This window comes from Porphyrobacter sp. SLTP, assembly GCF_009905735.1.
Taxonomy (GTDB): Bacteria; Pseudomonadota; Alphaproteobacteria; order Sphingomonadales; family Sphingomonadaceae; genus Erythrobacter.
In genome coordinates this window covers 18,211-44,767 of sequence record NZ_JAAALE010000024.1, presented here as the reverse complement: position 1 = coordinate 44,767, position 26,557 = coordinate 18,211, and the positions used below count along the sequence as shown (strand labels likewise).

Sequence of the window (26,557 nt, the reverse complement as noted above, 5' to 3'; positions counted from 1 at the left end):
TCAGAATGCTCACCCGGCATGATTTGCGGCAAGGCCTCGAAGAAGGTCTGTTCGGCCGCCACCCGGCGTGGTGGCGGCCGAACAGACCTTCTTCGAGGCCTTGCCGCAAATCATGCCGGGTGAGCATTCTGACGCGCTGAAGGTGATGATCGCTGAAGATCTGGTCGTCACTAACGAAGGCGAGCCGATGTTCAACAACCGCACAGCGTGGCTTGCGTGGCGCGAGGGACTGGCCAGCGGGCGGGTCGAACGTTTCCAGATGCTGCGCGAAAAGTTCTGGCGCGATCGGCAGAACCGTATTGTTGTCGAAGAATTCTGGCTTCCGCTGGCCAAGGACATCGTCTGGCATCCCGATCGCCCGCACAAGCTGGTGGCCTATACCTTCAGTGACGGCAAACTGACGCGTGTCGATTATCTGATCGCGCTCGACAGCGCGTCCTATCTTGATCCGAAGCCAGCCGGCTAGACTCTCACCCACCGCCCTACAAAAAACCCGTCGAGTCCGCCCTCATCCGGCAGCATCCCCGGATGGGTGCGCAGCCAACCCTCGTTGGTGGGGGCGAGGCCTGCCGGGAGTTCCCCCGGCGTAATCGGCATCGGCGCAAGGCCGAGTTCGGCGTCGATCCACGCCGCCTGTTCCTCGCCCTCCTCGGCCTCCAGCGAGCACACCGCATAGACCAGCGCGCCGCCAGGGTTCAGCCATTCGGCCGCCTTGCTGGCCAGTGCGCGTTGCAGTTCGACCATTTCGGCGATCTGCCCCTTGCCGATGCGGTGCAGGACATCGGGGTGACGGCGGCAGGTGCCGGTCGCGGTGCAGGGCGCGTCGATCAGGATCGCGTCGAAGCGGTGCTTCGGCTCCCACGTCAGCGCGTCAGCCCGCACGGGCGAGGCTTTGAGGCCCGTGCGCTTGAGGTTGTCTTTCAGCAGTTCGAGCCGCCGCTTGGAACTGTCGAGCGCGGTGACCTTCCACCCTGCTGCTGCCAGTTGCATCGTCTTGCCGCCGGGCGCCGCACAGAGATCAAGCGCGTTCTTGCCCTCGCCCGGCCCGAGCAGGCGCGCGGGGATCGAAGCGGCCAGATCCTGCACCCACCAGTCGCCCGCCTTGTAATCGGCAAGACTCTCCACCGCCGCACCGCGCGGCAGGCGGACATGGCCGGGGGCGAGCGTCACACCGCCCATTGCGACGGCGCGGGTCTCGGTCTCGGCCGCGTCCTTGAGCGCGAGGTCAAGCTCGGGCGGGAAGGCGAGGCCAGGGGCAATGGCAGCGGCCTTCTCTGCGCCCCAGCGTTCGGTGACACGTTCGGGCAAACTCGGAACTTCGGGCAGCACGCCCACACCGGGCTTCACCAGCGCGGAGAACACGCCATGCGCCAGTCTGCGCGGCCCGCCCGCCAGCAGCGGAAGCCCGGTCGCGATCACCGCGTGGGGCGGGGTGTCGAGCCGCAACGCTTGCGCCAGCATGATCCGCAGCACCATCCGCGCCTTCGCATCATCGGGCAGGTTCTGCTTGGTCGCGCTGTCGATCAAAGCATCGAGATCGGTCAGCCAGCGCAAGGTCTCGCCCGCAATCGCCTTTGCCAGCGCACGGTCGGGCGCCTTGCGGATATCGCCAAGCGCGCCGCCTTCCGCCTGTTCGAGCGTCTCGCCCCGCCGGAACACGGCATCAAGAAAGCGAAGCGCGGCGCGGCGCACGGGAAGTCCGGGGGTGGCTGACATGACCCGCCCCTAACCGTCCTTGAAACAAAGTGCCAGCATGGGCATTTGCATCACATGACCAAAGAGAAGTCCGAAGCCGCCAAGGCCTTCAAGAAGCCCGCCCACTGGACCAATGATCCGGTGCCCGCGCCCAAGGTGGTCACAAACGACGAAAAGCTCTCCCCGACCCGATACGGGGACTGGGAGCGGGGCGACGGGATCGCCGTCGATTTCTGATCAGCGCACCGCGTAGCCACGCCGTTGTCACGTCGTAACGAGGCGGATGCGCTTTCGTATCAGGCGCGATGATGTTTCACGTGGAACATCATCGCCAGATCACAGGGGCTTGAATTCCACCTTCAACCCGTCCTTGGGCTGCGGGATCGGCCAGTCCTGCCATTCGGGGTTGTAACCCGGCGCGGCCTCGATGCGATAGCGCTGGAGCAGTTGGGCGAGCAGGATCTTCACCTGCATATAGGCGAAGTGCAGGCCCAAGCACATATGCGCCCCGCCGCCGAACGGCACCCAGGCGTACTTGTGGCGCGCCTTGACCTGCTCCGGCGTGAATCGCAGCGGATCGAAGGCGAAGGGGTTCTCCCAATATTCCTCGGAATGGTGGGTCCAGTAGATGTTGATCCCGACCATCGCGCCCGCCGGAATGCGGTAGCCGCCATATTCGAATTCGCGCAGCGCCCGGCGCGGCATGGACGGCACCGGGGGGATCATCCGCAGCGATTCCTTGAACGCCATCTCTGTCAGGTCGAGTTTCGCCAGATCATCATAGTCGAGCGGACGCGGGTTGCCGTCGCCATCCGGCCCGCCGGTGACCGCCATGATCTCTTCGCGCAGCTTCTCCTGCCACACCGGGTTGGTGGCGAGGTGATAGATCAGCGAGGTCGCCGAGGAGGTGATGGTGTCGTGCGCGGCCATCATCAGGAAGTTCATGTGATCGACCACTTCGTCGACCGGGAGCAGGCTCCCGTCCTCGCGCGTGGCGGTGGCGAATTGGCTGAACATGTCCTGCCCGCCGCCTTCCGCACGGCGGCGCAGCGTCTCGCGGGTGAAGTAGTCGACGAGGAAGGCGCGGCCATCGACGCCCTTCTTCATCTTGGTGAAGGGCAGCGGCTTGCGCACCGGGGCGACAGAGGCCTGCACCATGTCGACGAAAGCCTCGTTGATCCTGTCGGCTTCCGGCCCCCAAGGGAGGCCGATGAAGCTGTCCGCCGCCAGATCGAGCGTGAGCTTCTTGATCGCGGGATAGAACTCCTTCGGCCCAGCCCAGCCGGCGACTTCGCGGGCGATCCCGCGGTTCAGCGCGCCCGAATAGTGCCGCATCGGTTCCGGCTTGAACGCGATCGAGAGCGCGCGGCGGTCGATCCGGTGATGGTCGAAATCCATCAGCATCAACCCGCGCGGGAACAGCTGATCGAGCACCGGCCCCCAGCCCTGTTCGCTGGAGAAAATCTTGTCCTTGTTGAACAACAGCAGCTCGTTCGCCTCGGCGCCGATCAGCGCGACCTGCCAGCCGCCAAAGGCGCGGTTGCGATAGACCTTGCCATGGGTCTTGATCATCCGCTCGGCAAAGGCGTGCGGGTTGGCAAGCATGGTGAAGGTGTTGCCGACCACCGGCCAGCCCGCCTCACCGGGGATATGCGCGAGGTCGGCCTCGGTCAGGCGCAGCTCGCTCCAGTGGCGGGGCGCATTTGCGGGCGCGGTGTCAGGGGACTGCGGGGCTTCGGCAAGGGTAGCCATGAGGGTCTTGATGCTCCGGTGAAGGTTCGGATTCGCAACTGACTCTGATGTAAATACTCCGCGCGGTCAAATCCAGCCGGAAAGCTCGCGCCGCAGCATCGCGTCGATCATCGCGAGGCCATCATCCGAGGTGTTGAGGCAATCGAGCACGGCGTATTCCTTGCCCCCGTGCTCCATGAATTCGTCGCGCCCTTCCAGCGCGAGTTCCTCCAGCGTTTCCACGCAGTCCGCCGCAAAGCCGGGAGCCGCAACCACCAGTCGCTTGGTGCCCTTGTCGCCTTCCGCCATCAGCGTCGCATCGGTGGAAGGCTCAAGCCACGCGGCCGGGCCGAAGCGCGACTGGAAGGTGGTTTCAAACCGGACGCCTTCAAATTCAGGCCGCGTCGCCAATTCTTCGCGCAGCAGGCGCGCGGTCTTGGAGCAGTGGCAATAATAGGGATCGCCCTTTTCCAGCGTTTGCTGCGGCATCCCGTGGAAACTGAGCAGCATCACTTCAGGCTTGAAGGTCAGCGCGCGCACCTGCCGGGTCAGGTCGTCCGCCAGTGCGGCGAGGAAGGTCGGCTCGTCATGATAGGGCGGCACGAAGCGCAGCGCCGGCTGCCAGCGCATCTTCTTGAGCACACGCGCGACCTCGTCGAACACGGTCGCGGTCGTCGCGGCGCAGTATTGCGGATACATCGGCGCGATCAGTATGCGGTCGCAGCCGTCGGCCATCAAGGCGGTCAAGCGGCTCTCGATCGACGGGTTGCCGTACCGCATCGCCCAATCGACCACGACCTTGTCACCAAACCGACCGACCATCGCTTCGGCCTGGCGCGAGGTGATGTCGGCCAGCGGCGATCCACGATCCGTCCAGATCTTGGCATAGGCCTTCGCGCTCTTCTGAGGCCGGGTGTTCAAGATGATCCCGCGCAGAATCAGCTGCCAGGCGATCGGCGGAATCTCCACCACCCGCGTATCGGACAGAAATTGCTTGAGGTACTTCTTCACCGACTCCGGATCAGGCCCGTCGGGCGTGCCGAGGTTGATCAGCAATACGCCGATCTGGCCGCTCTTGGCGGGAGGATGGTCGCCCGGAAGGCGCTGGGTCTGCCAAGTCATAGCCCGCCTAACGGTCGGCAGGCGTTTCGTTTCCGGGCAAAGTCCATCGCCCGGACTCGGTGTGGCAAAATTGTGCGGGTCATATGCCGTCCGAAAGTAGGGGCAGGCGTCTCAGGCGCAACCCTGTAGCCGAAAACAGCGCATTGGCAATCGCAGGCGGGGCGACCACCGTGCCCAGCTCTCCGGGGTCGGCGGGCGGGGCTTCGCTGGCGATAAACTCGATCCGCATCTCCGGGCAATCGGCGAGCACCGGCAGGCCGAGCCCGGAATCATCGCCGCCTTCGGGCAGGCCGCCGCGCAGCCGCAGCGCATTGCCGAGCGCGATGCCCATGCCGAACACCAGCCCGCCCTCGATCTGCTGCTTGGCGATGTCGTGATTTACGATCCGGCCAATGTCGGCCGCGACCGAGAGCCGGATCACCCGCACGCCGCCTTCGCCCTGACGCGCGGTGGCAACGCAAGCGATGCGCCCGGCTTCCGGCCCTTCGCCAATCCGGGCGCAGGCGAGACCCTGCCCGCTCTGGTCCGCGCCGCCATCCCATCCGGCCAGCTGCGCCGCGCGCTGCAAGCAGGCGGCCAGCCGGACATCGCTCCCCAGCATCGACATGCGGAACGACAGCGGCTCACGCCCGGCCTTGGCGGCGATCTCGTCGATGAAGCTTTCGATGGCGAACACTGTCGGCCCGTAGGAATTACCGCGCACCCGGCCGACCGGCAGCCCGATCTCGACCGGGACGTGCTCCACCAGCAGCGCCGGGAGCTGATAGGGCGGCACCGCGCCTTCGCAGGCGAGCGGATCGGGTTCGCCGCTAGTTTCTCGGATCGCGGCCATGCTGGTGAGATTGCCGAATAGACGCTTGCCGAATTCGCGCGCGGCGGGCGGCGTGGCGATGCGAATGCGCATCGCGTCAATCGCGCCGCCTTCCCCGCTGGCCCCGCCCTTGGCCAGCTGCGCGCCGAGCAGCAACCAGGCGGGCGCGCGCGGGCGGGCCCGGATCAGTTCGTCCCGGCGCGGCCAGGTCAATTGCACCGGACGACCCAGTTCCTTGGCGATCAGCGCGATCTCGATGGCGTGGTCATGTTCCAGCCGCGCATCGAAGCTGCCCCCGGCGGGCATGGGGTAAAGGGCCACGTCCTCGGTCGAAATGCCGATCGCGCGGGCGGCAGCGATGCGCGCCTGTTCGGGCGCTTGCGACGCAATCCACAGATCGAGCCGCCCATCGGCATAGCGCGCCGCAGCGGTCGCGGTTTCGACCGGAGCGGCATAGGCAGGCTCGACCTCGTAGCGGCGCCCAATATCGACCCGCTGGAGCGCTTCGCCGCCATAGCCGGTCTCGGCGATGGTATGGGCCTCGCCGCCGGTCAGCGCCGCATCGAGCTTCGTGGCGATCTCGTTGCTGTTGACCGGGGTGGGGTTGGCGAATTTGGGCTTCATTGCGGCGAGCGCCTGATCGGCGCTCCACCACGTGTCGGCCGCAACCGCGAGCCAGCGCTTGCTTTCGACGATCCCGGCCAGCCCTTTGATCCCGGCGGCTCCGTTGGGGTTGAACCCGGTCAGTTCCGACCCGTCGACCGGCCCGTGGCGGATCGAGGCGAACACCATCCCCGGCAGGCGCACGTCTCCGGCGAAGCGGTAGGAACCATCAACCTTGGAGGGCAGATCGATCCGCGGGAAAGCGGGTGCGCCGTCGACATCGGCGGGCAGCGGCTTTTCTCGCGGAGGCTCGGGACGCAGCGGCGGGAGGTCGGGCGGGGTGTAGTCCGCCGCAGCCTCGGCCAGTTCGCCAAAGCTGGCGCGCTTGTCAGTGTGGGTCACGAAGCCGCCTTCGACCTCGCATTCCTCCCACGCGACACCCCAGCGCGAAGCGGCCTCTTGCGCCAGCATCGCACGCGCGGCGGCGGCGGCTTCGCGGCAGGGCTGTTCATAGGCAGCGAGCGAGGTGCCGTCGGCGGTCGCGTTGAAGCGCTGCGACCCGGCAAAGCGCGCCGCGATCAGCGCATCGGTGCTACCGGACAGGCCGGCGCCGAAGGGGTCCCACAGCGCCATCCACTTGGTCGCCAGCGGGATATTGGCATAGGCACCCGAAACCGGCGCTGGCTCGACCGCGATCTGCCGCCAGTCGGCGCCCAGTTCGTAGGCGACAATCTGCGGCAGCAACGTGGTGATGCCCTGTCCCATCTCGAGCTGCGGCACGGCGACGGTCACCACACCGTCGGAAGCGATCTTGAGCCAGGCGCCGAACACATGCTCGCCCTTGGCTGCCACCAGCGGGGTCGCGTAATTGCGGGGCATCAGCCACCAGGCGACAATCAGACCGCCGCCCGCCGCTGCCCCTGCCAGCAATCCGCGCCGCGTCAGCTCCATCCGTCAGACCGTCCCGGTATCGAGCCAGCGCCCCAGCTTTTCCGCAATGGCGCGGAACGGCGCGGCGGTCTCGTCATCGCCCGCGGCGGGAGGCTCTCCCTTGTCGCCGGCAATCCGGGTGGCGAGGGTCAGCGGCACGCGGCCAAGGAACGGGATTTCGAGTGCGGTGGCGAATTTCTCGACCCCGCCCGAACCGAACGGGTCGCTGATATGGCCGCATTCGGGGCAGCAATAGCCTGCCATGTTCTCGACCAGCCCGATGATCGGCACGTCGCCCTGCTCGAACAATTGTCCCGCGCGCGCCGCGTCGATCAGCGCGAGATCCTGCGGGGTGGACACCAGCACCGCGCCATCCGGACGGTGGGCCGACAGCATCGAAAGCTGCACATCGCCGGTGCCGGGCGGCAGGTCGATCAGGAGCAGATCGGTATCGCCCCAATCGGCATCGACCAGTTGGGTGAGCGCCTTGCCGGTCATCGGCCCGCGCCATGCGAGCGCCTTGCCAGGCGCGACGATGTGACCCATCGACAGCACCTTGACGTTATAGGGGCTGTCGATTGCCACCAGCTGCGCGCCATCGGAGGTCGCGCCGGGCTTGATGCCTTCGGTCTTGAGCAGCTTAGGCTGGGAAGGACCGTAAATGTCGCCGTCGATCACGCCGACCTTGCGGCCCATCCGCGCGAGTGCGACCGCGAGATTGGTGGTCAAGGTCGACTTGCCGACCCCGCCCTTGCCCGATCCCACGGCAATCAACCGCCGCCGCCGCCGCTCACCGGTCAGCGCGATCCGCACTTCGTCGATTTCCGTCAGAGGAAGGAGCGCGGCGGTGATGGCCGTTTCGAGTTCGGCGCGGGCGGAATCGGACAGGTCACCGGCCTCGGCAACGATCACTGCACGGCGTACAACGATGCGGGCGGAGCGCAGCCGATGGTTGATTTCCGGGGTCAAGGCGGCGCGGATCAGCGCTTCTTCGGCAGCGGGCTGGCGGGGTTCTTGGGGTGACTTGTCCATTTCGGCACGCCTCTACCACCAAATTCACGCAGCGAACCCCTGTTTTTCGCCAGAACGCGTGCCTATAAACACCTTATGCAAAGATTAGACGGCTGGAGAGAACGACTTGGCGCTGGCCTAAAAGGCTTCGCCATGGCTGGCAAAAACAACCCCTGGGGCGGCGGCGGAAGCGGTGACGAACCCGGCGGGGATGGGCCCGCAGGCGATGGCGATGCAGGTGGCGGCGGCGGCCCGCGCAACCCGTGGCTGCCCGGCGGCGGTGAACCCGGCAAGCGGCGTTCCGCCAGCATCGAGGACATCTTCAAGAGCCGTGGCCCCGAAGGCCCGCGCCGTGCAGGCGGCGGTGGTGGCGGCGGCCCGACCTTCCGCTTGCCTGAGCGTCACAATGGCAAGAGCTGGGCGCCTGTGATCATCGGTGGGATTGCGCTGGTGTGGGCCGGTGTGACGAGTTTCCACTTCATCCAGCCCGGCGAACAGGCGGTCGTGACCTGGCTGGGCGGCAAGTATTCGCACACGCTTGAATCCACCGGCTTCACCGCACCCTGGCCGATCCACATGGTCGAAAAGGAAAACGTGACGCAGGTCCGGCTTGAGGAAGTGCCCGGCACGAAGACCGAAAAGCTGATCCTGACCGGCGACCAGAACCTCGTCGATCTAAGCTACCTGATCCGCTGGAACATCTCCGATCTGGCGCTTTACAAGTATCAGCTCAACGATCCGCGCAACGCCTTGCTGGAAATCGGCGAGGCCGCGATGCGCGCGGCTGTGGCGCGGCAGAAGCTCGATAGCGTGCTGACCGGTGCCGGCCGCGCCGAGATCGAACAGGACGTGAGCGCCGCCATGCAGGCGCGGCTCGATGCCTATCGCTCCGGGATCAAGGTGCAGGGCATCGAAATCAACAAAGTCGATCCGCCGAGCCGTGTCGAAGAGGCGTTCAAGGACGTCTCGTCCGCGCAGCAGGATGCCGACGCCGCGATCAACCGTTCGCGCGCGGTGGCGCAGCAAACTCTCGCCCGCGCGCAGGGTGACGCCAGCGAATTCAACGACATTTACGAGGAATACAAGCTCGCGCCCGAAGTGACGCGTCGCCGCCTCTATTACGAGACCATGGAGCAGATCCTGTCCAAGACCGACAAGACCATCGTCGAAGGCGGCAATGTGACGCCGTACCTGCCGCTGCCCGAGCTGAAGCGCCGTGCGCAAACGCCTCCGCCGCCGCCGCAGGGGGAGTAAGGACATGACCAACCTGTTTCAGACCTACAAGCCGTTCGTCATTGGTGCGATTGTGGTCGCCGTGGCCCTGCTCTCCAGCGTGGTGATCGTGCCCGAAACCCATCAGGGCGTGGTGGTGCAGGCCGGTAAGCCGGTGCGAACCTTCAACCAGTTCCGTCCCGATGTGCCCTACGGCCAGACCGGGGCGGGGTTGCAGCTGCGCATTCCCTTTATCGAAGAAGTCCGGATGATCGATCGCCGGGTGCTCGATCTCGACATGGAGCGCACGCAAGTGCTCTCCAACGATCAGCAGCGTCTGCAAGTCGATGCCTATGCACGCTACCGCATCATCGATCCGGTCAAGCTGGTCAAAAGCGCCGGTTCTGAAACCCAGCTTGAATCCCAATTGCTGCCGATCCTCACCTCGGTGCTGCGGCAGGAGCTGGGTCGTCGGCCGTTCTCGGCGCTGATCAATGCCGAGCGCGGGACAGCGATGACCAACATCACCGCCACGCTCGACAAGCAGGCGCGCAATTATGGGGCGCAGGTGCTCGACGTGCGGATCAAGGCGGCTGACCTTCCCGAAGGTCGCCCGCTCGATGCCGCCTTTACCCGGATGCAGACCGATCGCGAGGAAGAGGCGACGACCATTCGTGCCGCCGGCCAACGCGATGCGCAGATCATCCAGGCCGAAGCCTCGGCTGAAGCGGCGCGCATCTATGCCGATGCCTATGGAAAAGACCCGAAGTTCTACGACTTCTACCGGGCCATGCAGAGCTACCGCAAAACCTTCCTGCAAGGTGAGGGGCAAAGCACGATGGTGCTGTCGGAGGACAGCGAATATTTCCGCCAGTTCAAGGGTGACCGCTAAGCAATCGACCAAGCGCCTACAAGCGGCGCTGAACGTCGCAGGTGTTCAATCAGCGTTCAGCCCGGAAAAGGGCATTTGGGGCGCGAAACCGGCCCATGTGGTCGGCCCCGACAACGGCTTTGAGGAACGCTGCGGTACCCCTGCGCATTCCTGCCAAGAATAAGGACCATGAGGACGTGAACAAAGTGCGCTATGTATACGGACTGACGAGCGCGTTGCTGGTGGGCGGCGCTACCATTTCGCTGATCACCGGCTCGCCATTGGGCGCGCAGGTGGCGCAGAACGATGATGCCGTGATGGACCGCGTCGTACCGGTCGCCGGCGCTCCGGCCAGCTTCGCCGATCTGACGGCGCAGTTGCAGCCCGCCGTGGTCAACATCGCCACGCGCCAGCGGGTCGAGGTCGCGAACAATCCCTTCGCAGGGACACCCTTTGCCGAATTGTTCAACCGCCGCGGCGGCGGTGAAGGCGGCGGTCAGCCGCAAACGCGCGAGGCACAGTCGCTGGGTTCGGGCTTCATCATCTCGGCCGATGGCTATGTGGTTACCAACAACCACGTGATCTCGCCGCCCGATACCCGCGCCAAGCTGGAATCGATCACCATCACCCTGCCCGATGGCACCGAATACGAAGCCGATCTGGTCGGCGCGGATGCGGCCTCGGACCTCGCGGTGCTCAAGATCCGCGCCAACCGCACCTTCCCCTTCGTGCGCTTCGGGGACTCGAGCGCGGCGCGCGTGGGTGACTGGGTGGTCGCAATCGGCAACCCCTTCGGCCTTGGCGGCACGGTCACGAGCGGGATCATCTCGGCGGTGTATCGCAACACCGGCCAGGGCGGTCCCTATGACCGATTCCTCCAGACCGATGCCAGCATCAACCGCGGCAATTCGGGCGGCCCGCTGTTTGACATGCGCGGCAATGTGATCGGCATCAACAACGCGATCTTCTCGCCTTCGGGCGGCAGCGTCGGGATCGGCTTTGCGATCCCCGCCGAAATCGCCGCGCCGATCGTCGAGAAGCTGCGCGAGGGCCGCGAGATCGAGCGTGGCTATCTCGGCGTCGGCCTTGCGCCGATTGACGAGGACTTTGCCGCCTCGCTCGGCCTGCCCAAGCGCCGTGGTGAGCTTGTGCAGACCGTGCAGGACGATAGTCCGGCCGCGCGCGCAGGGCTGAGGCCCGGCGATGTCGTGACCAAGGTCAACGGCAAGGATGTGACCGCGGATCAGACCGTGTCCTTCCTCGTCGCCAACCTCCAGCCGGGTGCCAAGGTGCCGGTCGAACTGCTGCGCAGCGGCGAGCGTCTTGCGCTCAGCGTCACGCTCGGCAAGCGCCCGCCCGAAGCAGAGTTGCTGCAACAGGGCCAGACCTTCGATCCCGACGCGGAAGAGCCGATGGCGCCGGGCACCTCGGACAGCACCATCGAACAGAAGCTCGGTATGCAGGTCACCCCGATGACGGCGGCTATCGCCCGCTCGCTGGGCGTGCCGGCCGATACAAAGGGCGTGGTGATCGCTGCGGTCGATCCCAACTCGGATGCGGCGCGCAAGGGTCTGCGTCGCGGCGACATCATCCTCTCGGCCAATTACCAGCCGACCGCCACGGTCGAGGAATTGCTGGCGCAGATCACTGCCGCAACCACCGAAAAGCGTGAGGCCCTCCTGCTGCGCATCCAGCGCCGCACGCAGCCGCCCGCCTTCGTGGCCGTGCGGATCCGCTGATCGGCACCAGCACGCCATAGCGCCCAACGAAAAAGGCGCCGGGAGCAGATCCCGGCGCCTTTTTTCATGCGCAGTCCCTTATTCGCCCGGCTTGATCGCGGGCTGCGGCGGCGGCCGGCGGGGTTCGCGCTGGGGTCGCTGGCTCTGCTGCGGCAGGGCCCCGCCCGTGGCTTCCTCAAGGAAGTCCTGACTGGCGGCAGGCGGTGCATCCGGCCCGCGCTCGTCCTCGGGGCCGAACTCATCGCGGCCCGGCTGGATCATATTGCCCTGCTCGTCGATGTAGTAATAATCATCAGGCTCACCGAACATCGCTTCGGCATCCGGCTCCAGCTGCCATTCCGGCAGTTCGAGCGTAACGTCGAATTCCTCAACCGGGCGGCTCTTGACGGCATACCGCATATAAGCGGCAAAGGCCTGCGCCGGCGCGCGCCCGCCTTGCAGGCCGGGGACGGCCTTCGCATCGTCGCGGCCCATCCACACGCCGGTGGTGATGCCGCTGGAAAAGCCGATGAACCAGCCGTCCTTGTTCGAGGACGTGGTGCCGGTCTTGCCCGCGACCGGCCGCCCGATCTGTGCGGCGCGGCCCGTGCCGGTCTGCACGGCGGCTTGCAGCAGATCGGTGATCCCGGCGACCACGTAATCCGGCACAACCGGCGATCCAGACGATGCTTCGCGGCGATAAAGCACCTCGCCGCTCGCGCCGGTTACCTTGGTGATGCCATAGGGTTCGACCGCCACGCCCTTGGCCGCGATCCCTGCGAAGGCCTGCGTCATCTCGATCACCCGCATCTCGGACGCGCCAAGCACCATAGACGGGTTGGTGTCGACCTTGGAATTGACGCCGAAACGCCGCGCCATCGACGCGACCGTGCCGAAGCCGACTTCATTGCCAAGCTGGGCGGCGACGGTGTTGATCGAATAGGCAAAGGCGGTGCGCAGATCCGTCTCACCGACATTGCGGCCGTTGGAATTGCGCGGGCTCCACCCGTCAATCGTCACCGGGGTGTCGTTGACCTTGTCCTCCGGCTTGTAGCCTGCCTCCAGCGCGGCGAGATAGACGAACAGCTTCCACGCCGAGCCCGGCTGGCGCATCGCGGTGGTGGCACGGTTGAAATTGCTCGCGACGTAATCCGTGCCGCCCACCAGCGCGAGGATCGCACCGTCCCTATCAAGGCTGACCAGCGCGCCCTGTGCGCCCTTGGGCGTGTTGGCCTCAATCGAAGCGGTGGCAGCGCGCTGCATCCCGATGTCGAGCGTGGTCCACACCTCAATCGGCTCGTAGGTTTCGGGCAGGATGATATCGAGCTGCGGCAGCACCCAATCGGTGAAATAGCGCACCGAATTCTGCCCGGCCTGCTCCTTGAGCTGTACCGCGCTGACATCGACCTGGGCCTGGTCAGCGGTGATGTAGCCCTGTTCGCGCATCAGCTCGAGCACCACTTCGGCCCGGTCAACCGCGGCCTGGACATCGGCGGTCGGCGAATACTGGCTGGGCGCCTTCACCAGCCCGGCAATGATCGCTGCTTCCTCGACACTGAGGTCGTTGGCCGGGTGGCTGAAGAATTTGCGGCTCGCAGAATCAATCCCATAAGCGCCGCCACCGAAATAGACCTTGTTGAGGTACAGTTCGAGGATCTCTTCCTTCGAGAACTTCCATTCCAGCGCCATCGCCAGCACCGCCTCGCGCGCCTTGCGGTCGAGCGAGCGGTTGTTGTTGAGGAACAGGTTGCGCGCGAGCTGCTGCGTGATGGTCGATGTGCCGCCGAGCCGTGAGCGCGAGCCGGTAACCCCCTCGATCAGCGCGCCCGTCAAGCGGACCGGATCGACCCCGAAGTGCGAACGGAAGCGCTTGTCCTCCACCGCGACCATCGCGTTGGTCATGTTTTCGGGGATGTCGTCATACTTGAGCCATTCGCCGAAGCTCGGCCCGATCTCGACCAATTCGCGCCCGTCGCGCGCGCGGATGACGATGGTCTGGCCCGGCTGGGTCGCCTGCAAGGTGCTGTAACTCGGCAGGGATTGCGCGGCAAAGCCGACTGCGAAGGCGAGGAAGATGAGGCCCAGCACCGCCAGCCCGACGCCCCACAGGAACAGCCGCTTCAGCCACAGCTTCCAGCGCGAGCGCGGCGCGCCGCCATCGCCGTCGGGCGCAGCCGATCGTTCCGTCGCTGCCCGGCGCGTTCCGCGTCCGCCCTTGTTCTGCAACCGCTCACCCCGTTTCGACATTGCTTGCGCCTAATCTGATCCCCACCGCTGACACGTGGGACGCGCGCCCATGCATAGGCAAGTTGTAACCGGGGGTGAACCCGGGTTTACCGTGCTCTCCCCCATCAACGGCGGATTGCCTCAGCCTTCAGCCGGAGTGAAGATCAGCGCAGCCGAATTGATGCAGTAGCGCAAGCCCCCTTGTTCGGGGGGACCATCGGGGAACACATGGCCGAGATGTCCGCCGCATGTGCCGCAGCGCACTTCGGTGCGGACCATGCCGTAACTGACATCGCGGTGTTCTTCGATCACCTCGTCATCAGCGGGCTTGGTGAAGGCGGGCCAGCCGCAACCGCTGTTATACTTGGCGGTCGAGTAGAACAGCTGCGTCCCGCAGGCGGCGCAGTGATATTCACCCTCGTCGTAGAACTTGTCGTATTCGCCAGTGAAGGCGCGTTCCGTCCCGGCCTCGCGCAACACATGGTACTGCATCGGGTCGAGCTTCTCGCGCCATTCGGCGTCGGTCAGCCTGCGGGGGTCGGGGTTGTCCATGGAGTATCCTCTCTGCTCACGCGCAATATCGGCGCGGCAGGGGCAATTCGCAAGCGTCAGGGATGCCGTTACCCGTCCAGCAGTGCGTAGTGCGGCGGCGGCTTGATCGTCTCCATCCGCTCGGTCAGCAATGGACGGAAGCTCGGGCGGCTCTTGAACACCGCATACCAGCCGCGCGATTGTTCGTGCCCCGCCCAGTCAATCCCGCCAAGGTAATCCGCCACCGAAATCTGCGCTGCCGCCGCCAGATCGGCGAGGCTCATGGTGGACCCTGCCACCCACGGGCGGTTGTCGATCAGCCAGTCGAGATAGTCGAGATGCCCGTGCGCCATCTTCATCGCATTGCGCAGCGCACCGCTATCTGGCGGCTGGCGCAGGATGCGCTTCTTCATGCGTTCGGACAGCAAGGGCCCGGTGACATCGGCGTAGAAATTCTCGTCGAACAGCGCGACCAGCCGGCGGATTTCGGCGCGCTGGGTCGCGGTGCCGTTGATCATCGGATTGCGATCAACCGTTTCCTCGAAATACTCCGCAATCGCGCGGCTATCGGGGATGGTGATGTTCTTTTCGGCATTGACGATCACCGGCGTGCGCCCGGCCGGGTTGAGGTTGAAGAACATGTCCGACGCCGCCCACGGATCCTCGCGCGCCAGATCGAAGGGCACGTTCTTTTCGCTCAGCAGCAGCCGAATCTTGCGGCTGAAGGGGCACAGAGGGAATTGATAGAGGAGCCACATAAGGCCCCAAGCTCTGCCGCATTTTGCAGGGCAAATCCAGCGCGCGACACGAGTAACGGGGGAGTATTCAGAGCTGCGCGGCTTCCAGCATCAACAGGCACGATGGCATGACCTTATGCAGGTCGCCGCTGGTGGTCAGCGCCTGCGCTTCGGCATTGACGAGCGTTGCTATGCCCGCGCGGTCGCGCCCGGTTTCGTCCATCAGCTGCGCCATCGACCGGACAAAGAACTCCCGCCCCCGCTCGGACAGATCAGGCCAGGCCTTGGCCTGCGGATCGCCCGCCACCTGACCTTGCGCCACCAGCGCAAAGGCCGCCGCACAGCGCAGCAGGGCGCGGTTTTCCTGCGATAGTGGCGCAGGTTCGGGGGCGACCAGCGCAGGGGCGGATTGCAGCGCCAGTGCTGCCAAGAGCAGGGGGGCCAGAAGAGAGGTGAGCATGGCGCATCCTATGCCCTGCATTATGAACGCGGCGCTACCGAATTCCGCCCGGAAATGCCGATTGCGGGCAGGTGAATTCCGTCCTAATCCGCAACTGGTCTTATGAGAGGAGACGGATTTCCATGTTCAGTCACATTATGGTCGGCACCAATGACTTCGACCGCGCCAAGGCGTTCTATGACGCCGTGCTGGCCACGCTCGGCGCCGGTCCGGGCAACATCAACGAAGCGGCCACCGGCCACAAGCGCGCGTTCTGGTTCCACAATGGCGGGATCTTCGCGATCAGCCAGCCGATCAACAACGAACCCGCCGCCTGCGCCAACGGCTCGACCATCGGCTTTGCCTGTGACAGCCTTGAACAGGTGCAGGCGTTCCACGATGCGGCGGTGGCTGCGGGTGGCAAGTCGATCGAAGACCCCCCAGGCCCGCGCACCGGCGCGATGGGCACGATGAACCTCGGCTACGTGCTCGATCTGGACGGCCACAAGCTGTGCATGCTGCACCGCGCGGGCTAATTACCGACTGAGTTCGAATACCGCGAATTCGGCGCGCCAGTTAGCGGCTGGCGCGCCGATTTGTTTTTCATTGGCGAAGAACCACGCGCGCTCGATGGTCGCGCCCTTCATCCTCGCCAGATCGCGGAAATCTTCGACCGTGACGTGGTGGATGTTCTCGGTCTCGTACCAGCTCACCGGAAGCGCGCGGGTGACCGGCATCCGCCCGCCGAACATCAGTGCAGCGCGGGTGCGCCAGTGGGCGAAGTTCGGGAACGAGACAAACGCCCGCCGCCCGACGCGCAGCAATTCATCAAGGATCAGGTCGGGCCGAGTCGCAGTCTGAAGCGTCTGGCTGAGGATCGCGTAGTCGAACGCCTTGTCGGGGTAGTTCGCCAGATCGAGGTTCGCGTCGCCCTGCACCACGCTGAGGCCGCGGGAAACGCAGCGTTCGACCAGTGCGCCGTCCAGCTCCATCCCGCGCGCATCGCAGCCGCTGACGCTCTCCAGTTCGGCCATGAGAGCCCCATCGCCGCAGCCGATATCGAGCACCCGGCTGCCCGGCGCGACATGGGCGGCGATCGCAGCGAGGTCGGGACGCAAGGTCATTCCACGAACCCCTTCACCACCCGGTCAAGCTGATCATGTTCCAGCAGGAAACTGTCATGCCCATTGGGCGCGCTGAGTTCCACGAAACTGACCTTCGCCCCCGCCGCATTCAGCGCGTGGACCACGTGGCGGCTTTCGGCGGTGGGGTAGAGCCAGTCGGTATCGAAACTGACAATGCAGAACCGCGCCTGCGTCCCGGCAAAGGCATTGGCAAGTCTGCCGCCATGCTCTTCCGCGATGTCAAAATAGTCCATCGCGCGGGTGATATAGAGATAGCTGTTGGCATCGAACCGGCGGGTAAAGCCGCTGCCCTGATAGCGCAGGTAGCTTTCGACCTGGAACTCGGCGTCGAAGCCGAAGCCCTTGGCCTCGCGGTCCTGCAAGCGGCGGCCGAACTTCTCGGTCAGGCCCGCTTCGGACAGATAGGTGATATGCGCCGCCATCCGCGCGACGGCGAGGCCGTTGTCGGGCTTCGCGTCGCTCGCGTAGTAATTGCCCTCGGCCCAGGCGGGATCGGCCATGATCGCCTGCCGGCCGACCTCGTGAAAGGCGATATTCTGCGCCGAGTGCCGCGCCGTGGAGGCAATCACCAGCACGCGCGCCGCGCGCTCGGGCCAATTGGCAGCGAGGCTCAGCGCCTGCATCCCGCCCATTGATCCGCCGACCACCGCGTGCAGCTTGGCAATCCCCAGCCCGTCAAGCAGCGCAACCAATCCGCGCACCATGTCGCGGATGGTGATGACGGGAAAGCGCATCGCATAGGGTTCGCCATCAGGGGCGAGACTGGCCGGGCCGCTCGATCCCATGCAGCTGCCGATGACATTGGCGCAGATCACGAAGTGCCGGTCCGTGTCGATCGGCTTGCCCGGGCCGACCATCCGTTCCCACCAGCCGGGCTTGCCGGTGATAGGGTGCGGGCTGGCGAGATATTGGTCACCCGTCAGCGCATGGCACACCAGCACCGCGTTCGAAGCATCGGGCGCGAGCGTACCGTAAGTCTCGTAAGCGATTTCTGCACGCTCCAGCACCTGCCCGCTGTCGAGCGGCAGGGGTTCGGGGATGGCATAGACCTGAGATATCGGGGCGGCGTTCATACAGAATTGCTGCGAAAGCGGAAAAACAGCCCTTCGACAAGCGTGAGCCACGCGGTAAGGGGTATTTTTTCCATAATCCGTTCGTGCTGAGCTTGTCGAAGCACTGCCTTTTCTTCAAGCGGCGCATCACGATGACAATGGCAAGACCCCAACCCAAACCCTGGATCAGCGAGATCCACGCCTATGTGCCGGGCAAGTCCAAGTCGGCGAGCGGGAAGCCGCTCACCAAGCTTTCGGCCAATGAGAACCCGCTCGGCTCCAGCCCGGCGGCGCTGGCGGCTTTGGCCGAAGGGCATGTGGCGGCCGACTATCCCGATCCCGACGCCCGCGCGCTACGCGAGAAGATCGCCGAGGTGCACGGCCTCGATCCCGACCGGATCGTGTGCGGCACAGGCTCGGGCGAGCTGCTGCATTGCGCGGTGCAGGCGCTGGCCGGTCCGGGGGACGAGGTGCTGGCTTCGCGCTACTCCTTCTCGCTCTATCCGCTGCTGGCGCAGAAAATCGGCGCGACCCCGGTGTTTGCCGATCCCGAGGGCTACGCCGCGAGCGTCGACAACCTGCTTGCCGCCGTAACGTCCGCTACCAAGGTCGTGCTGCTCGACAACCCGAACAACCCGGTGGGCAGCTTCCTGCCGCCTTCGGAGGTGTCCCGCCTTCACGCTGGTCTGCCGAGTGACGTGCTGCTGGTGGTGGACGAGGCTTACGGCGAATATGTCGATCCGGGGTTGCAACACGCCGCCTTCGCGCTCGCCGCCGCGCACGAGAACGTGCTGGTCAGCCGCACCTTTTCCAAGGCCTATGGCTTGGCGTCGGAGCGGGTCGGCTGGGTGACCGGCGCGCCGCATCTGATCGATCTCGTCAACCGGCTGCGCGGCGCGTTCAACGTCTCGGTCAGCGGGCAGAAGGCGGCGTTGGCCGCGCTGGGCGATCAGGAATTCGTCGCACGCAGCCGCGACCACAATGCAACGGAGCGACAACGACTGGCCGACGCCATCGCGATGCTCGGCAACCACGGCCTCTCCGCCTCCCCCAGCGAGGCCAACTTCCTGCTGGTGCATTTCGAGGGCGAAGTGAGCGCGGCTGATGCGGTCGAAGCTTTGTCCGAGGCGGGTTACGCCGTGCGGCATCTGCCGGGTCAGGGCCTGCCCAATGCGGTGCGCATCACCATCGGCAAGTCGGACGATATGACCCGAGTGATCGCCACCTTGCGCGCTCTGTGCGGGGAAGCGGCATGACGATCCGCCGCGTTGCCATTATCGGCCTTGGGCTGCTGGGCGGTTCGATCGGGTTGGCGGTGAAGGCCCGCAGCCTCGCCATTGCCACCACTGGGTGGGACCGTGACCCCGCGGTGCGCGCACGCGCGGCGGAGCGCGGGCTGGTGGAGACCGTTTGCGCGACCGCCGAAGACGCGGTAGCCGCCGCTGACCTCGTGATCCTGTGCGTCCCCGTCGGCGCGATGGGCGATGCGGCGCGGGCGATTGCGCCGGGCCTCGCGCCGCACGCCATCATCAGCGATGTCGGCTCGTCCAAGGAAGCGGTCGCCACCGCGCTGGCCGAGGCTTTGCCGGGCGCCTGCATCATCCCCGCCCACCCGGTCGCGGGCACCGAACAGAGCGGGCCGGATGCCGGGTTCGCCACGCTGTTCGCAGGCCGGTGGTGCATCATCACGCCGCCCGAAGGCTGCGATCCGACGCAGTTGGAGGCGCTCAGCGCATTCTGGACTGCGCTCGGCTCCAAGGTCGAGCTGATGGACGCCGCGCACCACGATCTGGTGCTCGCCGTGACCAGCCACATCCCGCACCTCATCGCCTACACCATCGTCGGCACCGCCAGCGATCTGGAGGACGTGACCCAGAGCGAGGTGATCAAGTACTCCGCCGGGGGCTTCCGCGACTTCACCCGCATCGCCGCGTCCGACCCCGTCATGTGGCGCGACGTGTTCCTCAGCAACAAGGGCGCGGTGCTGGAGATGCTGGGCCGCTTCACCGAAGACCTCACCGCCATGCAGCGCGCGATCCGCTCCGCCGACGGCGACGCGCTGTTCGACCTCTTCACCCGCACCCGCGCGATCCGGCGGCAGGTGATCGAGCAAGGCCAGGACGACGAGCGGCCCGACTTCGGACGCGAACACGGGGCGTGACGGGACGGCGGCATTTGCTGCTCTGCGGAACAAACCTGCCGTTCGGGGAGCGACCCCAAATCGGTCACAGGACACGCAGCAGCGTTACGCCTAAAGTAAATGCTCAAGCCTTCCGTGCCGGCTAGGCGAGGTTCTGTCGGAACCGGCGGCTGCCGCTAATCACCGTGCCTGAACGCAAGGTAATGTCGAAGTCCCCGCTTTGCCGCGTTTCCGTGATTGCGATTGCTGTCCGCCGCACAAGGCGCGAACGATGGATGCGAACGAAGCCATGGGGTGTCAGCTCCGATTCCATATCCGCCATCGTCCGCCGAGACAGTTCGCTACCAAAATTTCCGTGTAGCTCGACATAATTTCCAGCCGCACTCACCCAGTCAATCTCCTCGACACGTAGCATTACAACTCGGCTGCCGTCGCGCACCTCGACCAACGCCGTCGCATCGGATGGGGATGTTTTTGACGATATGGCGGGAACCGCCAGCTGCCGAGCCAACAGGAACACCGCAAGGATCGAGATATAGGTAATGATGTCCTTCCGCGCCTCGAACAGCAGACGGTCGGACCAAGGTTCAGTCGGTGCATAGTCCTCGCCTGCCAGCGCGAAGGATGCGATCCGCAATCCCGCCATCAGTGCGGTGTGCGCCAAAGAAACCGCAAGGCAGCCCGCTGCATGGCCGAGCGCAGCCTGAGGCAGCGGACGCGATGCGAGCCGGGACGCGAATATCAGCACCACCGGCAGCAGCGCGAGCCAAGCTGTAAAGCTGGTGCCTTCGAGCACCCACGCCTGCCACGGCGCAATTGGCTGCCCGAGCGCGCGGCGCTGGTCGATCAGGCTGGCAGCATTGACCACCATGTAGAGCAATCCGAATCCGGTGAATACCAGTGCGGCAATCGCGCGGGGATCGCGCAAGAAGCCGGGATTGTGCCGCTCACCGCTCAGCCCTCGATCGCCGCCACTCGTCACAACCCGCCCCGCATTCCGTCCCACCGGTTCCGCCGCCCATCACCCAAGCCGCGACAGCGCGGTCAGGGAGGCACATCTGCTCGCAGATTAGATGCGATGGAGACGCGACATGCAACCCACGACGGTGATGAATGGCCGGCAATACGGCCTCGATTGGCTCAGGATAGGCGCCTTTGCGCTGCTCATCCTCTATCATATCGGCATGTTCTTTGTGCCTTGGGGCTGGCACGTCAAAGCCGCCGCTCCGGTCGAATGGGCGGTTTGGCCGATGATGGCGGTCAGCCCATGGCGGCTGATGCTGCTGTTCGTGATCTCGGGCGTGGTGTCGCGCGCGCTCTTGATCAAGCTGGCTGCGCCACAGGGTTTTGCCGTCAGCCGTTCGGTGCGCCTTGCGGTGCCCTTGTTGGCAGGAATGATCCTGTTTGTTGCCCCACAGCCATGGTTCGAGCTGCGCGACCGCGGAACTTATGATGCAGGTTTCGTGCATTTCTGGCTCAACGATTACTTCGAGTTCGGCGGCACCCGCGGCACGCCTCTGCCGACGTGGAACCACCTGTGGTTCGTCGCCTATCTGTGGGCCTATTCGCTGATGCTGGCCGTGCTAGCTGCACTCCCAACCACGATGCGAGCGCGACTGCAGGACGGTTTCGACGCGTTGCTTTCCGGCTGGCGCCTTGTGGCGCTCCCAATCGTATGGCTGACGTTCGCTCGGCTGGAATTGCATCCGGTGTTCGGCGAGACTCATGCGCTGGTCGATGATCCCTATGCCCATGCGATCTATGGATTCGCCTTCTTCTTCGGCGTGGCGCTGGCGGGCTCGCAAGCGGCCTGGACGACCATTCTTCGCTATTGGCGCGAGCTGCTCAGCCTTGCTGCAATCGCCTGTGTCGCGCTGTTCACGGTGCATCGCCTGAGCGACGCAACGCCTGTGTGGGATATCGCCCGGGCATGTGCCCGCTCCGTGCTGGCGTGGAGCGCAATCATCGGACTGCTAGGCTTTGCTCAGACCCGCCTGCATCACGATGGCCCGGTGCGGCGATACCTGACCGAGGCAATCTTCCCCTATTACATCGCGCATCAGACAATCATCGTCGCCGCAGGCTTCTGGCTTAAGCAAGTCGGCGCGCAGCCTGAACTCGCTTTCGGCGTCATTCTGTTGACGACTATCCTCGGCTGCGCGCTGACTTACGAGGTCGCGCGTCGGGTGAACTGGATGCGGCCGCTGCTCGGACTGAAGCCATCCCCTGTTGCGGCGCAGCCGTCAGACTGGATCACGAAAGTCCAACGCAACTAGTTGACGGTCGGCTGGTCGAGAGCGGCACGTCGATCCGCTGGAAATTCAACGCTGGCGGAGGAATCATCTTACCTTGGCAGAGCCGACGTAGGGGTCCGGAATCTAAATCAATTTGTTGAGAAGCCGCCATTCTGCTCTCCACCCACCTTCCGCCATCAACGCAGCATCCCTCGTCGCCCGAAAGCGGACATGCCGCAGCCCGACACTACCCGTTCAGCGCATTGATCGCCGCGTGCACCCGCGCCTCGACCTCTTCGCGCGGGAGGCCCGCCGGGATTGTGTCGCCGACCTTGTAGGTGATCCGCCCGGGCCGCTTCACCAGACGGTGATAGGCCGCGCCGCTATCCACTGCGATGGGCACCACCGGCAGGCGTAGCAGCTTGTACAGCCCCGCAAAGCCCGCTTGCAGAGGCGGGCGGGTGCCGTGGGCGACGCGGGTGCCTTCGGGAAAGATCACCAGCGGGCGGCCCTCGTCCACGCGCTGCTTGGCCAGTGCCAGCATGGCGCGCAGCGTCTTGGCGCCTTTGTCGCGCGCCACCGGGATCAGCCCATAGGTCCGCGCCGAATAGCCCCAGCCGGGGATCGCGAACAGCTCCTGCTTGGCGAACACCGCCGGGAGCGTGAACAGGCGCGGGGTGTCGATCGCTTCGAAAAAGCTCTCATGCTTGATCGCGATCAGCACCGGGCCATCGGGCAAGGCGCCGTCCATCACCACCTCGATGCCGAGCAGATGGCGCACGCACCACAGGTGCCAATACCCCCAGCGCTCCACAATCGGGCCGAGCCAGCGGCGCTGCGCCACCACGGCCACCACCGACGCGATAACCAGCACCGCGCTGACCCCGTAGAACAGCACATAAAAGACCAAGGATCGCAGGGCCGCCAGCAACCAGGTCAAAGGTCAGCCAGACCCGCCGCACGGCTCGCGATCAGCTTGTGATATTCGAGGAACAGCGTGCCGAGATCAGGCTGCGAGGGCACGGCATCGCGGATCACGGTGACATGATCGGGCAGGGTCCGGTCAAGCTCCCCCGCGGCGCGGCGCATGTGCCAATCGGTCGTCACCAGCCGCAACGAGCGGACCTCTTTCTGCGCGACCCACTTGGCGGTTTCGGCGGCGTTGCTGCGGGTATCGACCGCCGCAAAGCCCAAGGTGACGCAGCACGCCATCTCGGCCGGCGAGACGCCGAACTCGGCAGCAAATTCGCCCGGACGCACTTCGCGGTCAACACCGCTGACCAGCATTGTGTCGGCCAACCCCTTGTCCAGCACCTCCAGCCCGCGCGCGATCCGTCCGGGCCCGCCGGTTACGACGATCACCGCGTCGGTGGTCACGGACCCGACCACGGGCTTGGGCAGGGCCACGGCAAACCACAGGAAGCCGATCGCCCACGCCAGGAACATCAAGGAGAAGAGACGCCGGATCATGGGTCAGAGCCTAAAGCATGTCGCGCAAGGCAAGTGCAATGGTGATCCGTGCTGTCACCAATGCGAGCAGCACCCCGATCAGCGGGATCATCGCGATCACCAGCCAATCGGTCAGCCCCAGCCCGCCGCTGCCGACCATCCCGCTGTCGAGCGCGGCGAATTGCTGGCCGAGCAGCCAGACCGCGCCAACGCCCAGGCCAGCGCCGGCCAGCGCGCCGAACACCGCCTCGCGCAGGACATCGCGCAGGAACACCGCCGACATCTGCTTCTCACTGGCGCCGAGCAGGTGCATGATCTCGACCGTGTCGCGCGCGCCCGCAAAGGCGTTGCGCGCCGCGAGCCACACCGCCGCTGCGGTCGCCAGCGCGACCAGAGCGATCAGGCCAAGCGCGAGATATTGCATGGCGGACAGCGCCTCATAGACCGGGCGCAGGAAATCGCCCTGCGCATCGACCCGCGCACCGGGGACCTGGGCGGCGAGCGCGGTCTCGATCCGGGTGATGTCCGCGCGGCTGGCACTGCCGGTCAGCTCGACATCGATCAGCGCCGGGATCGGCACGTCATTGCTGGTCGCCCCTTCGCCGAGCCAGGGCTCCAGCAAGGCGACCAGCTCCGCTTCGGGCACCAGCCGTACGGATTGCACGCCCTCCATCCGTGTCAGCACCTTGACCGCCGCCGCGCCGCGCGCAGCCCGCAGATCGGGGTTGGGCTCGATCACCTGCACGCTGACCGCGCTGGACAGATCGGCCCGCGCGTTGGTGGCAAGGTTGCGCAGGGCAAGGCCGCCCGCCGCGGCGATCACCACGAGGGCGATCAGGATCGCGATGACCCAGGGGATCGGCCCGGTCAGCCGCGTCGGGGGCAGCAGCCGCGCTGCGGCGCGTCCGCGCGGGCGGACGGGCGCGGGTTTGACCTCCTCGGTCTCAGGCTCGGCGGCGAGCGGGGGAAGCGTGCTCACTCCGGCTCGCCTCCACCCGGGGAGACCGCGCGCGGCGGATAGCGCAGCGCGCCGGTGGGGTCGGACAACTGGCCCTTGTGCAGCCGCATGATCAGCGAATCCGGCACCTTCTTGAGCAGGTGGACATCGTGGGTCGCCACCACCACGGTCGTGCCGACGCGGTTGTTGAGGGATTCGAACAAGCGCAGCAGCTTCAGCGCCATGTCGGGGTCGACGTTACCGGTGGGCTCGTCGGCAATCAGCATCTTGGGCCGGACGATCACCGCGCGGGCGATGGCGACACGCTGCTGCTCCCCGCCCGACAGGGTTGGCGGCACGGCATGGGCACGGTGCGACAGGCCGACCCAGTCGAGCATGTCGCCGACCGACTTGACCACCTTCTTCTCGTCCGTCCCCGCCAGCCGCAGCGGCAGCGCGACATTGTCGAAGGCGGTGAGATAGGGGACCAGCCGGAAGTTCTGGAACACCACCCCCAGCCGCCGCCGCAACTCCGGCAGGCGTTCGCGCGGCATGGTGATCAGATCCTGCCCGAACATGCGGATTGCCCCGCGCGATGGCCGCTGCGCCAAGTAGAGCAGCTTCAGCAGCGAAGTCTTCCCCGCGCCGCTCGCGCCGGTGAGAAAGTAGAAGCTTCCGGGATAGAGCGTGAAGCTGAGATTGCTCAGCACCTCGGGATCGGTGCCGTAGCGCAAGCCGACATTGTCGAATTTCACTTGTCCCGCGAGGCGATCATTCATGTCGCGCACCTATCAGGGGGGCAGGCACGGGGGAAGCCGGAGATCGCAATGCAGGCCATCGATCGGCTGATTTACGCCCCGTAATGTGGAAAACAGAGAGTAAATAGGGGGCTCTGCCGCAGTTGGTCTTGTGCGCAAGAGTGTGGCGAGTATGCAATTTGTGACATGATCATCGCCTGCCCAGCCTGCGGCACCCGTTACGCCGTGCCCGATGCCGCCATCGGCAGTGAGGGCCGCACCGTGCGCTGCGCGAAGTGCAAGCACAGCTGGTTCCAGGACCCGCCCCCATCGGCTGAGGACGCGCCAGCGTCGGAAGCGCCTCCGCCGGTCTCAGTAGAGCCCGCCGTTGCTGAGCCCGCGCCGTCGCAGGTGGCCGAGACTGTGGCGGTCGCTCCGCCTCCGCCCCCGCCGGCACCTGCACCCTTTGCGGCAGCGCCCGCTCCCGAACCGGAAACCGCTGGTCCCTCGGTCAGCCACTGGCGCTCGCCCGAGCCGCCCGCCGCGCCGAACGCTATCGACGAAGACGCGCCTGTGGCACGGCGCGGCTTCGGTACGCGCGGCGAAACGCCTGTGGACGCGGCACCGCCCGAGCCGCCCGCGCTCTCTGACAACATGTCTGACCCGCCCTTCGAGGATGAGGACAATGACGAGGACGGCGGCTCGCAATTCGGGTACCGCGCGCCCTTCACCCGGCGGCGCAACACGCTGCGGATGTGGACGCTGGCGGCCATGCTGTTTGCAGCGATGGTGCTGGGTACCATCGTCGCCGTGAATTACTACGGCCTACCCGAATGGGTGCCGATCAGCCGCCCGACTTTCGGTGTCAGCCGTCCGGGGCTCGAACTCGATTTCCCCCCGGCCGAGCAGAAGAAGAAGATGCTCGAAACCGGCGAGGAGATTTTCGGGGTGCGCGGCACGATCACCAATAATGGGCGCGAAAGCCTTGATGTTCCCAACCTGCTGGTGGTGTTCAGCGACCGGCGCGACCGCAACATCGGTGACTGGCCGGTCACCCCGGCCAAGCGCCGCCTCGCCCCGGGTGAGACCATCACTGTGACGCAGGCCATCACCAATATCCCACCCGGCGCCGCCAAGGCTGCCATCGGCTGGGCGCCCAACTGAGCGGCAGATGACGCGCCAATCGCAAGCCATCGTCAAAGAGCTTGCGCGGCGCCATACCCCTT

At 65.7% G+C, this 26,557-nt stretch carries 26 protein-coding genes; 10 read left to right on the top strand and 16 right to left on the bottom strand.

The window, feature by feature from the left end; all coding sequences use genetic code 11:
- Positions 1-67 precede the first annotated feature (67 nt).
- Complete coding sequence (locus GVM20_RS15220) at positions 68-466, top strand: hypothetical protein (protein WP_166548038.1); 399 nt, start codon at positions 68-70, stop codon at positions 464-466.
- Here the strand turns inward: GVM20_RS15220 and GVM20_RS15215 are convergent.
- Positions 463-1,716, bottom strand: a complete 1,254-nt coding sequence (locus GVM20_RS15215) for an RsmB/NOP family class I SAM-dependent RNA methyltransferase (RefSeq protein ID WP_166548037.1) — start codon at positions 1,714-1,716, stop codon at positions 463-465. The genes GVM20_RS15220 and GVM20_RS15215 overlap by 4 nt on opposite strands.
- Before the next feature lie 54 nt (positions 1,717-1,770).
- On the opposite strand from GVM20_RS15215, the gene GVM20_RS15210 reads away from it, so the two are divergent.
- Positions 1,771-1,932: a DUF1674 domain-containing protein gene (locus GVM20_RS15210; RefSeq protein WP_166548036.1), complete on the top strand. Its 162-nt coding sequence runs from the start codon at positions 1,771-1,773 to the stop codon at positions 1,930-1,932.
- A 99-nt stretch (positions 1,933-2,031) separates the two neighbouring features.
- Here the strand turns inward: GVM20_RS15210 and GVM20_RS15205 are convergent, their stop codons facing one another.
- From GVM20_RS15205 to GVM20_RS15190, 4 genes are all read right to left on the bottom strand, one after another.
- Positions 2,032-3,447: a cytochrome P450 gene (locus GVM20_RS15205; RefSeq protein ID WP_166548035.1), complete on the bottom strand. Its 1,416-nt coding sequence runs from the start codon at positions 3,445-3,447 to the stop codon at positions 2,032-2,034.
- 66 nt (positions 3,448-3,513) lie between these two features.
- Positions 3,514-4,548 carry a ferrochelatase gene (gene hemH, locus GVM20_RS15200; RefSeq protein WP_166548034.1) on the bottom strand — a complete coding sequence of 345 codons (1,035 nt, stop codon included), beginning with the start codon at positions 4,546-4,548 and terminating at the stop codon, positions 3,514-3,516.
- 79 nt (positions 4,549-4,627) lie between these two features.
- Positions 4,628-6,913: a molybdopterin cofactor-binding domain-containing protein gene (locus GVM20_RS15195; protein WP_166548033.1), complete on the bottom strand. Its 2,286-nt coding sequence runs from the start codon at positions 6,911-6,913 to the stop codon at positions 4,628-4,630.
- Between the two features lie 3 nt (positions 6,914-6,916).
- Positions 6,917-7,924: an Mrp/NBP35 family ATP-binding protein gene (locus tag GVM20_RS15190; RefSeq protein ID WP_166548032.1), complete on the bottom strand. Its 1,008-nt coding sequence runs from the start codon at positions 7,922-7,924 to the stop codon at positions 6,917-6,919.
- A gap of 132 nt (positions 7,925-8,056) precedes the next feature.
- Between GVM20_RS15190 and hflK the strand changes: the two genes are divergently transcribed.
- The 3 genes from hflK (at position 8,057) to GVM20_RS15175 (ending at position 11,725) form a co-directional block, all read left to right on the top strand.
- Positions 8,057-9,157 carry a protease modulator HflK gene (gene hflK / locus GVM20_RS15185; protein WP_166548031.1) on the top strand — a complete coding sequence of 367 codons (1,101 nt, stop codon included), beginning with the start codon at positions 8,057-8,059 and terminating at the stop codon, positions 9,155-9,157.
- Positions 9,158-9,161: 4 nt separating this feature from the next.
- Positions 9,162-10,007, top strand: a complete 846-nt coding sequence (gene hflC / locus GVM20_RS15180; protein ID WP_166548030.1) for a protease modulator HflC — start codon at positions 9,162-9,164, stop codon at positions 10,005-10,007.
- Between the two features lie 176 nt (positions 10,008-10,183).
- A complete protein-coding gene (locus GVM20_RS15175) occupies positions 10,184-11,725 on the top strand; it encodes a Do family serine endopeptidase (protein WP_353653173.1) in 1,542 nt (513 codons plus the stop codon).
- Positions 11,726-11,803: 78 nt separating this feature from the next.
- Here the strand turns inward: GVM20_RS15175 and GVM20_RS15170 are convergent, their stop codons facing one another.
- The 4 genes from GVM20_RS15170 to GVM20_RS15155 all read right to left on the bottom strand — a co-directional run bounded on the left by GVM20_RS15170 (position 11,804) and on the right by GVM20_RS15155 (position 15,658).
- On the bottom strand, positions 11,804-13,951 hold the full coding sequence (locus tag GVM20_RS15170; RefSeq protein ID WP_166548028.1) for a transglycosylase domain-containing protein: 2,148 nt from the start codon (positions 13,949-13,951) through the stop codon (positions 11,804-11,806).
- Positions 13,952-14,071: 120 nt separating this feature from the next.
- Complete coding sequence (msrB, locus tag GVM20_RS15165; RefSeq protein WP_166548027.1) at positions 14,072-14,482, bottom strand: peptide-methionine (R)-S-oxide reductase MsrB; 411 nt, start codon at positions 14,480-14,482, stop codon at positions 14,072-14,074.
- A gap of 68 nt (positions 14,483-14,550) precedes the next feature.
- Complete coding sequence (locus GVM20_RS15160; protein ID WP_166548026.1) at positions 14,551-15,219, bottom strand: glutathione S-transferase family protein; 669 nt, start codon at positions 15,217-15,219, stop codon at positions 14,551-14,553.
- Between the two features lie 67 nt (positions 15,220-15,286).
- Positions 15,287-15,658, bottom strand: a complete 372-nt coding sequence (locus tag GVM20_RS15155; RefSeq protein ID WP_234032052.1) for a hypothetical protein — start codon at positions 15,656-15,658, stop codon at positions 15,287-15,289.
- Positions 15,659-15,780: 122 nt separating this feature from the next.
- Here GVM20_RS15155 and GVM20_RS15150 point away from each other — a divergent pair, with 122 nt between their 5' ends.
- Positions 15,781-16,173 carry a VOC family protein gene (locus GVM20_RS15150; RefSeq protein WP_166548025.1) on the top strand — a complete coding sequence of 131 codons (393 nt, stop codon included), beginning with the start codon at positions 15,781-15,783 and terminating at the stop codon, positions 16,171-16,173.
- Here the strand turns inward: GVM20_RS15150 and metW are convergent, their stop codons facing one another.
- Entirely contained in the window at positions 16,174-16,761 is a 588-nt protein-coding gene (metW, locus tag GVM20_RS15145) for a methionine biosynthesis protein MetW (RefSeq protein WP_166548024.1), read from the bottom strand.
- Positions 16,758-17,855 (bottom strand): homoserine O-acetyltransferase MetX, encoded by a 1,098-nt coding sequence (metX, locus tag GVM20_RS15140; protein WP_166548023.1) that lies wholly within the window; start codon positions 17,853-17,855, stop codon positions 16,758-16,760. Before metX ends, metW begins: the two co-directional genes overlap by 4 nt.
- A gap of 137 nt (positions 17,856-17,992) precedes the next feature.
- Here metX and GVM20_RS15135 point away from each other — a divergent pair, with 137 nt between their 5' ends.
- Positions 17,993-19,090 carry a pyridoxal phosphate-dependent aminotransferase gene (locus GVM20_RS15135; RefSeq protein ID WP_502706200.1) on the top strand — a complete coding sequence of 366 codons (1,098 nt, stop codon included), beginning with the start codon at positions 17,993-17,995 and terminating at the stop codon, positions 19,088-19,090.
- Positions 19,087-19,995 carry a prephenate/arogenate dehydrogenase family protein gene (locus GVM20_RS15130; protein WP_166548021.1) on the top strand — a complete coding sequence of 303 codons (909 nt, stop codon included), beginning with the start codon at positions 19,087-19,089 and terminating at the stop codon, positions 19,993-19,995. The genes GVM20_RS15135 and GVM20_RS15130 overlap by 4 nt, the downstream gene beginning before the upstream one ends.
- Before the next feature lie 121 nt (positions 19,996-20,116).
- Here the strand turns inward: GVM20_RS15130 and GVM20_RS15125 are convergent, their stop codons facing one another.
- Complete coding sequence (locus GVM20_RS15125) at positions 20,117-20,902, bottom strand: LytTR family DNA-binding domain-containing protein (RefSeq protein ID WP_166548020.1); 786 nt, start codon at positions 20,900-20,902, stop codon at positions 20,117-20,119.
- Positions 20,903-21,065: 163 nt separating this feature from the next.
- Between GVM20_RS15125 and GVM20_RS15120 the strand changes: the two genes are divergently transcribed.
- Complete coding sequence (locus GVM20_RS15120) at positions 21,066-22,250, top strand: acyltransferase family protein (RefSeq protein WP_234032051.1); 1,185 nt, start codon at positions 21,066-21,068, stop codon at positions 22,248-22,250.
- Positions 22,251-22,455: 205 nt separating this feature from the next.
- Here the strand turns inward: GVM20_RS15120 and GVM20_RS15115 are convergent, their stop codons facing one another.
- From GVM20_RS15115 to ftsE, 4 genes are read right to left on the bottom strand one after another with little or no spacing between them, the layout of a single operon-like run.
- Positions 22,456-23,148, bottom strand: coding sequence for a lysophospholipid acyltransferase family protein (locus GVM20_RS15115; protein ID WP_234032050.1), 693 nt, complete (start codon positions 23,146-23,148; stop codon positions 22,456-22,458).
- Positions 23,145-23,678: a YdcF family protein gene (locus GVM20_RS15110; RefSeq protein ID WP_166548019.1), complete on the bottom strand. Its 534-nt coding sequence runs from the start codon at positions 23,676-23,678 to the stop codon at positions 23,145-23,147. The genes GVM20_RS15115 and GVM20_RS15110 overlap by 4 nt, the downstream gene beginning before the upstream one ends.
- A gap of 10 nt (positions 23,679-23,688) precedes the next feature.
- Positions 23,689-24,636 (bottom strand): cell division protein FtsX, encoded by a 948-nt coding sequence (locus GVM20_RS15105; RefSeq protein ID WP_166548018.1) that lies wholly within the window; start codon positions 24,634-24,636, stop codon positions 23,689-23,691.
- Positions 24,633-25,373, bottom strand: coding sequence for a cell division ATP-binding protein FtsE (gene ftsE, locus GVM20_RS15100; protein WP_166548017.1), 741 nt, complete (start codon positions 25,371-25,373; stop codon positions 24,633-24,635). Before ftsE ends, GVM20_RS15105 begins: the two co-directional genes overlap by 4 nt.
- Positions 25,374-25,538: 165 nt before the next feature.
- On the opposite strand from ftsE, the gene GVM20_RS15095 reads away from it, so the two are divergent.
- On the top strand, positions 25,539-26,495 hold the full coding sequence (locus GVM20_RS15095) for a zinc-ribbon domain-containing protein (RefSeq protein WP_166548016.1): 957 nt from the start codon (positions 25,539-25,541) through the stop codon (positions 26,493-26,495).
- Positions 26,496-26,557: the final 62 nt, after the last annotated feature.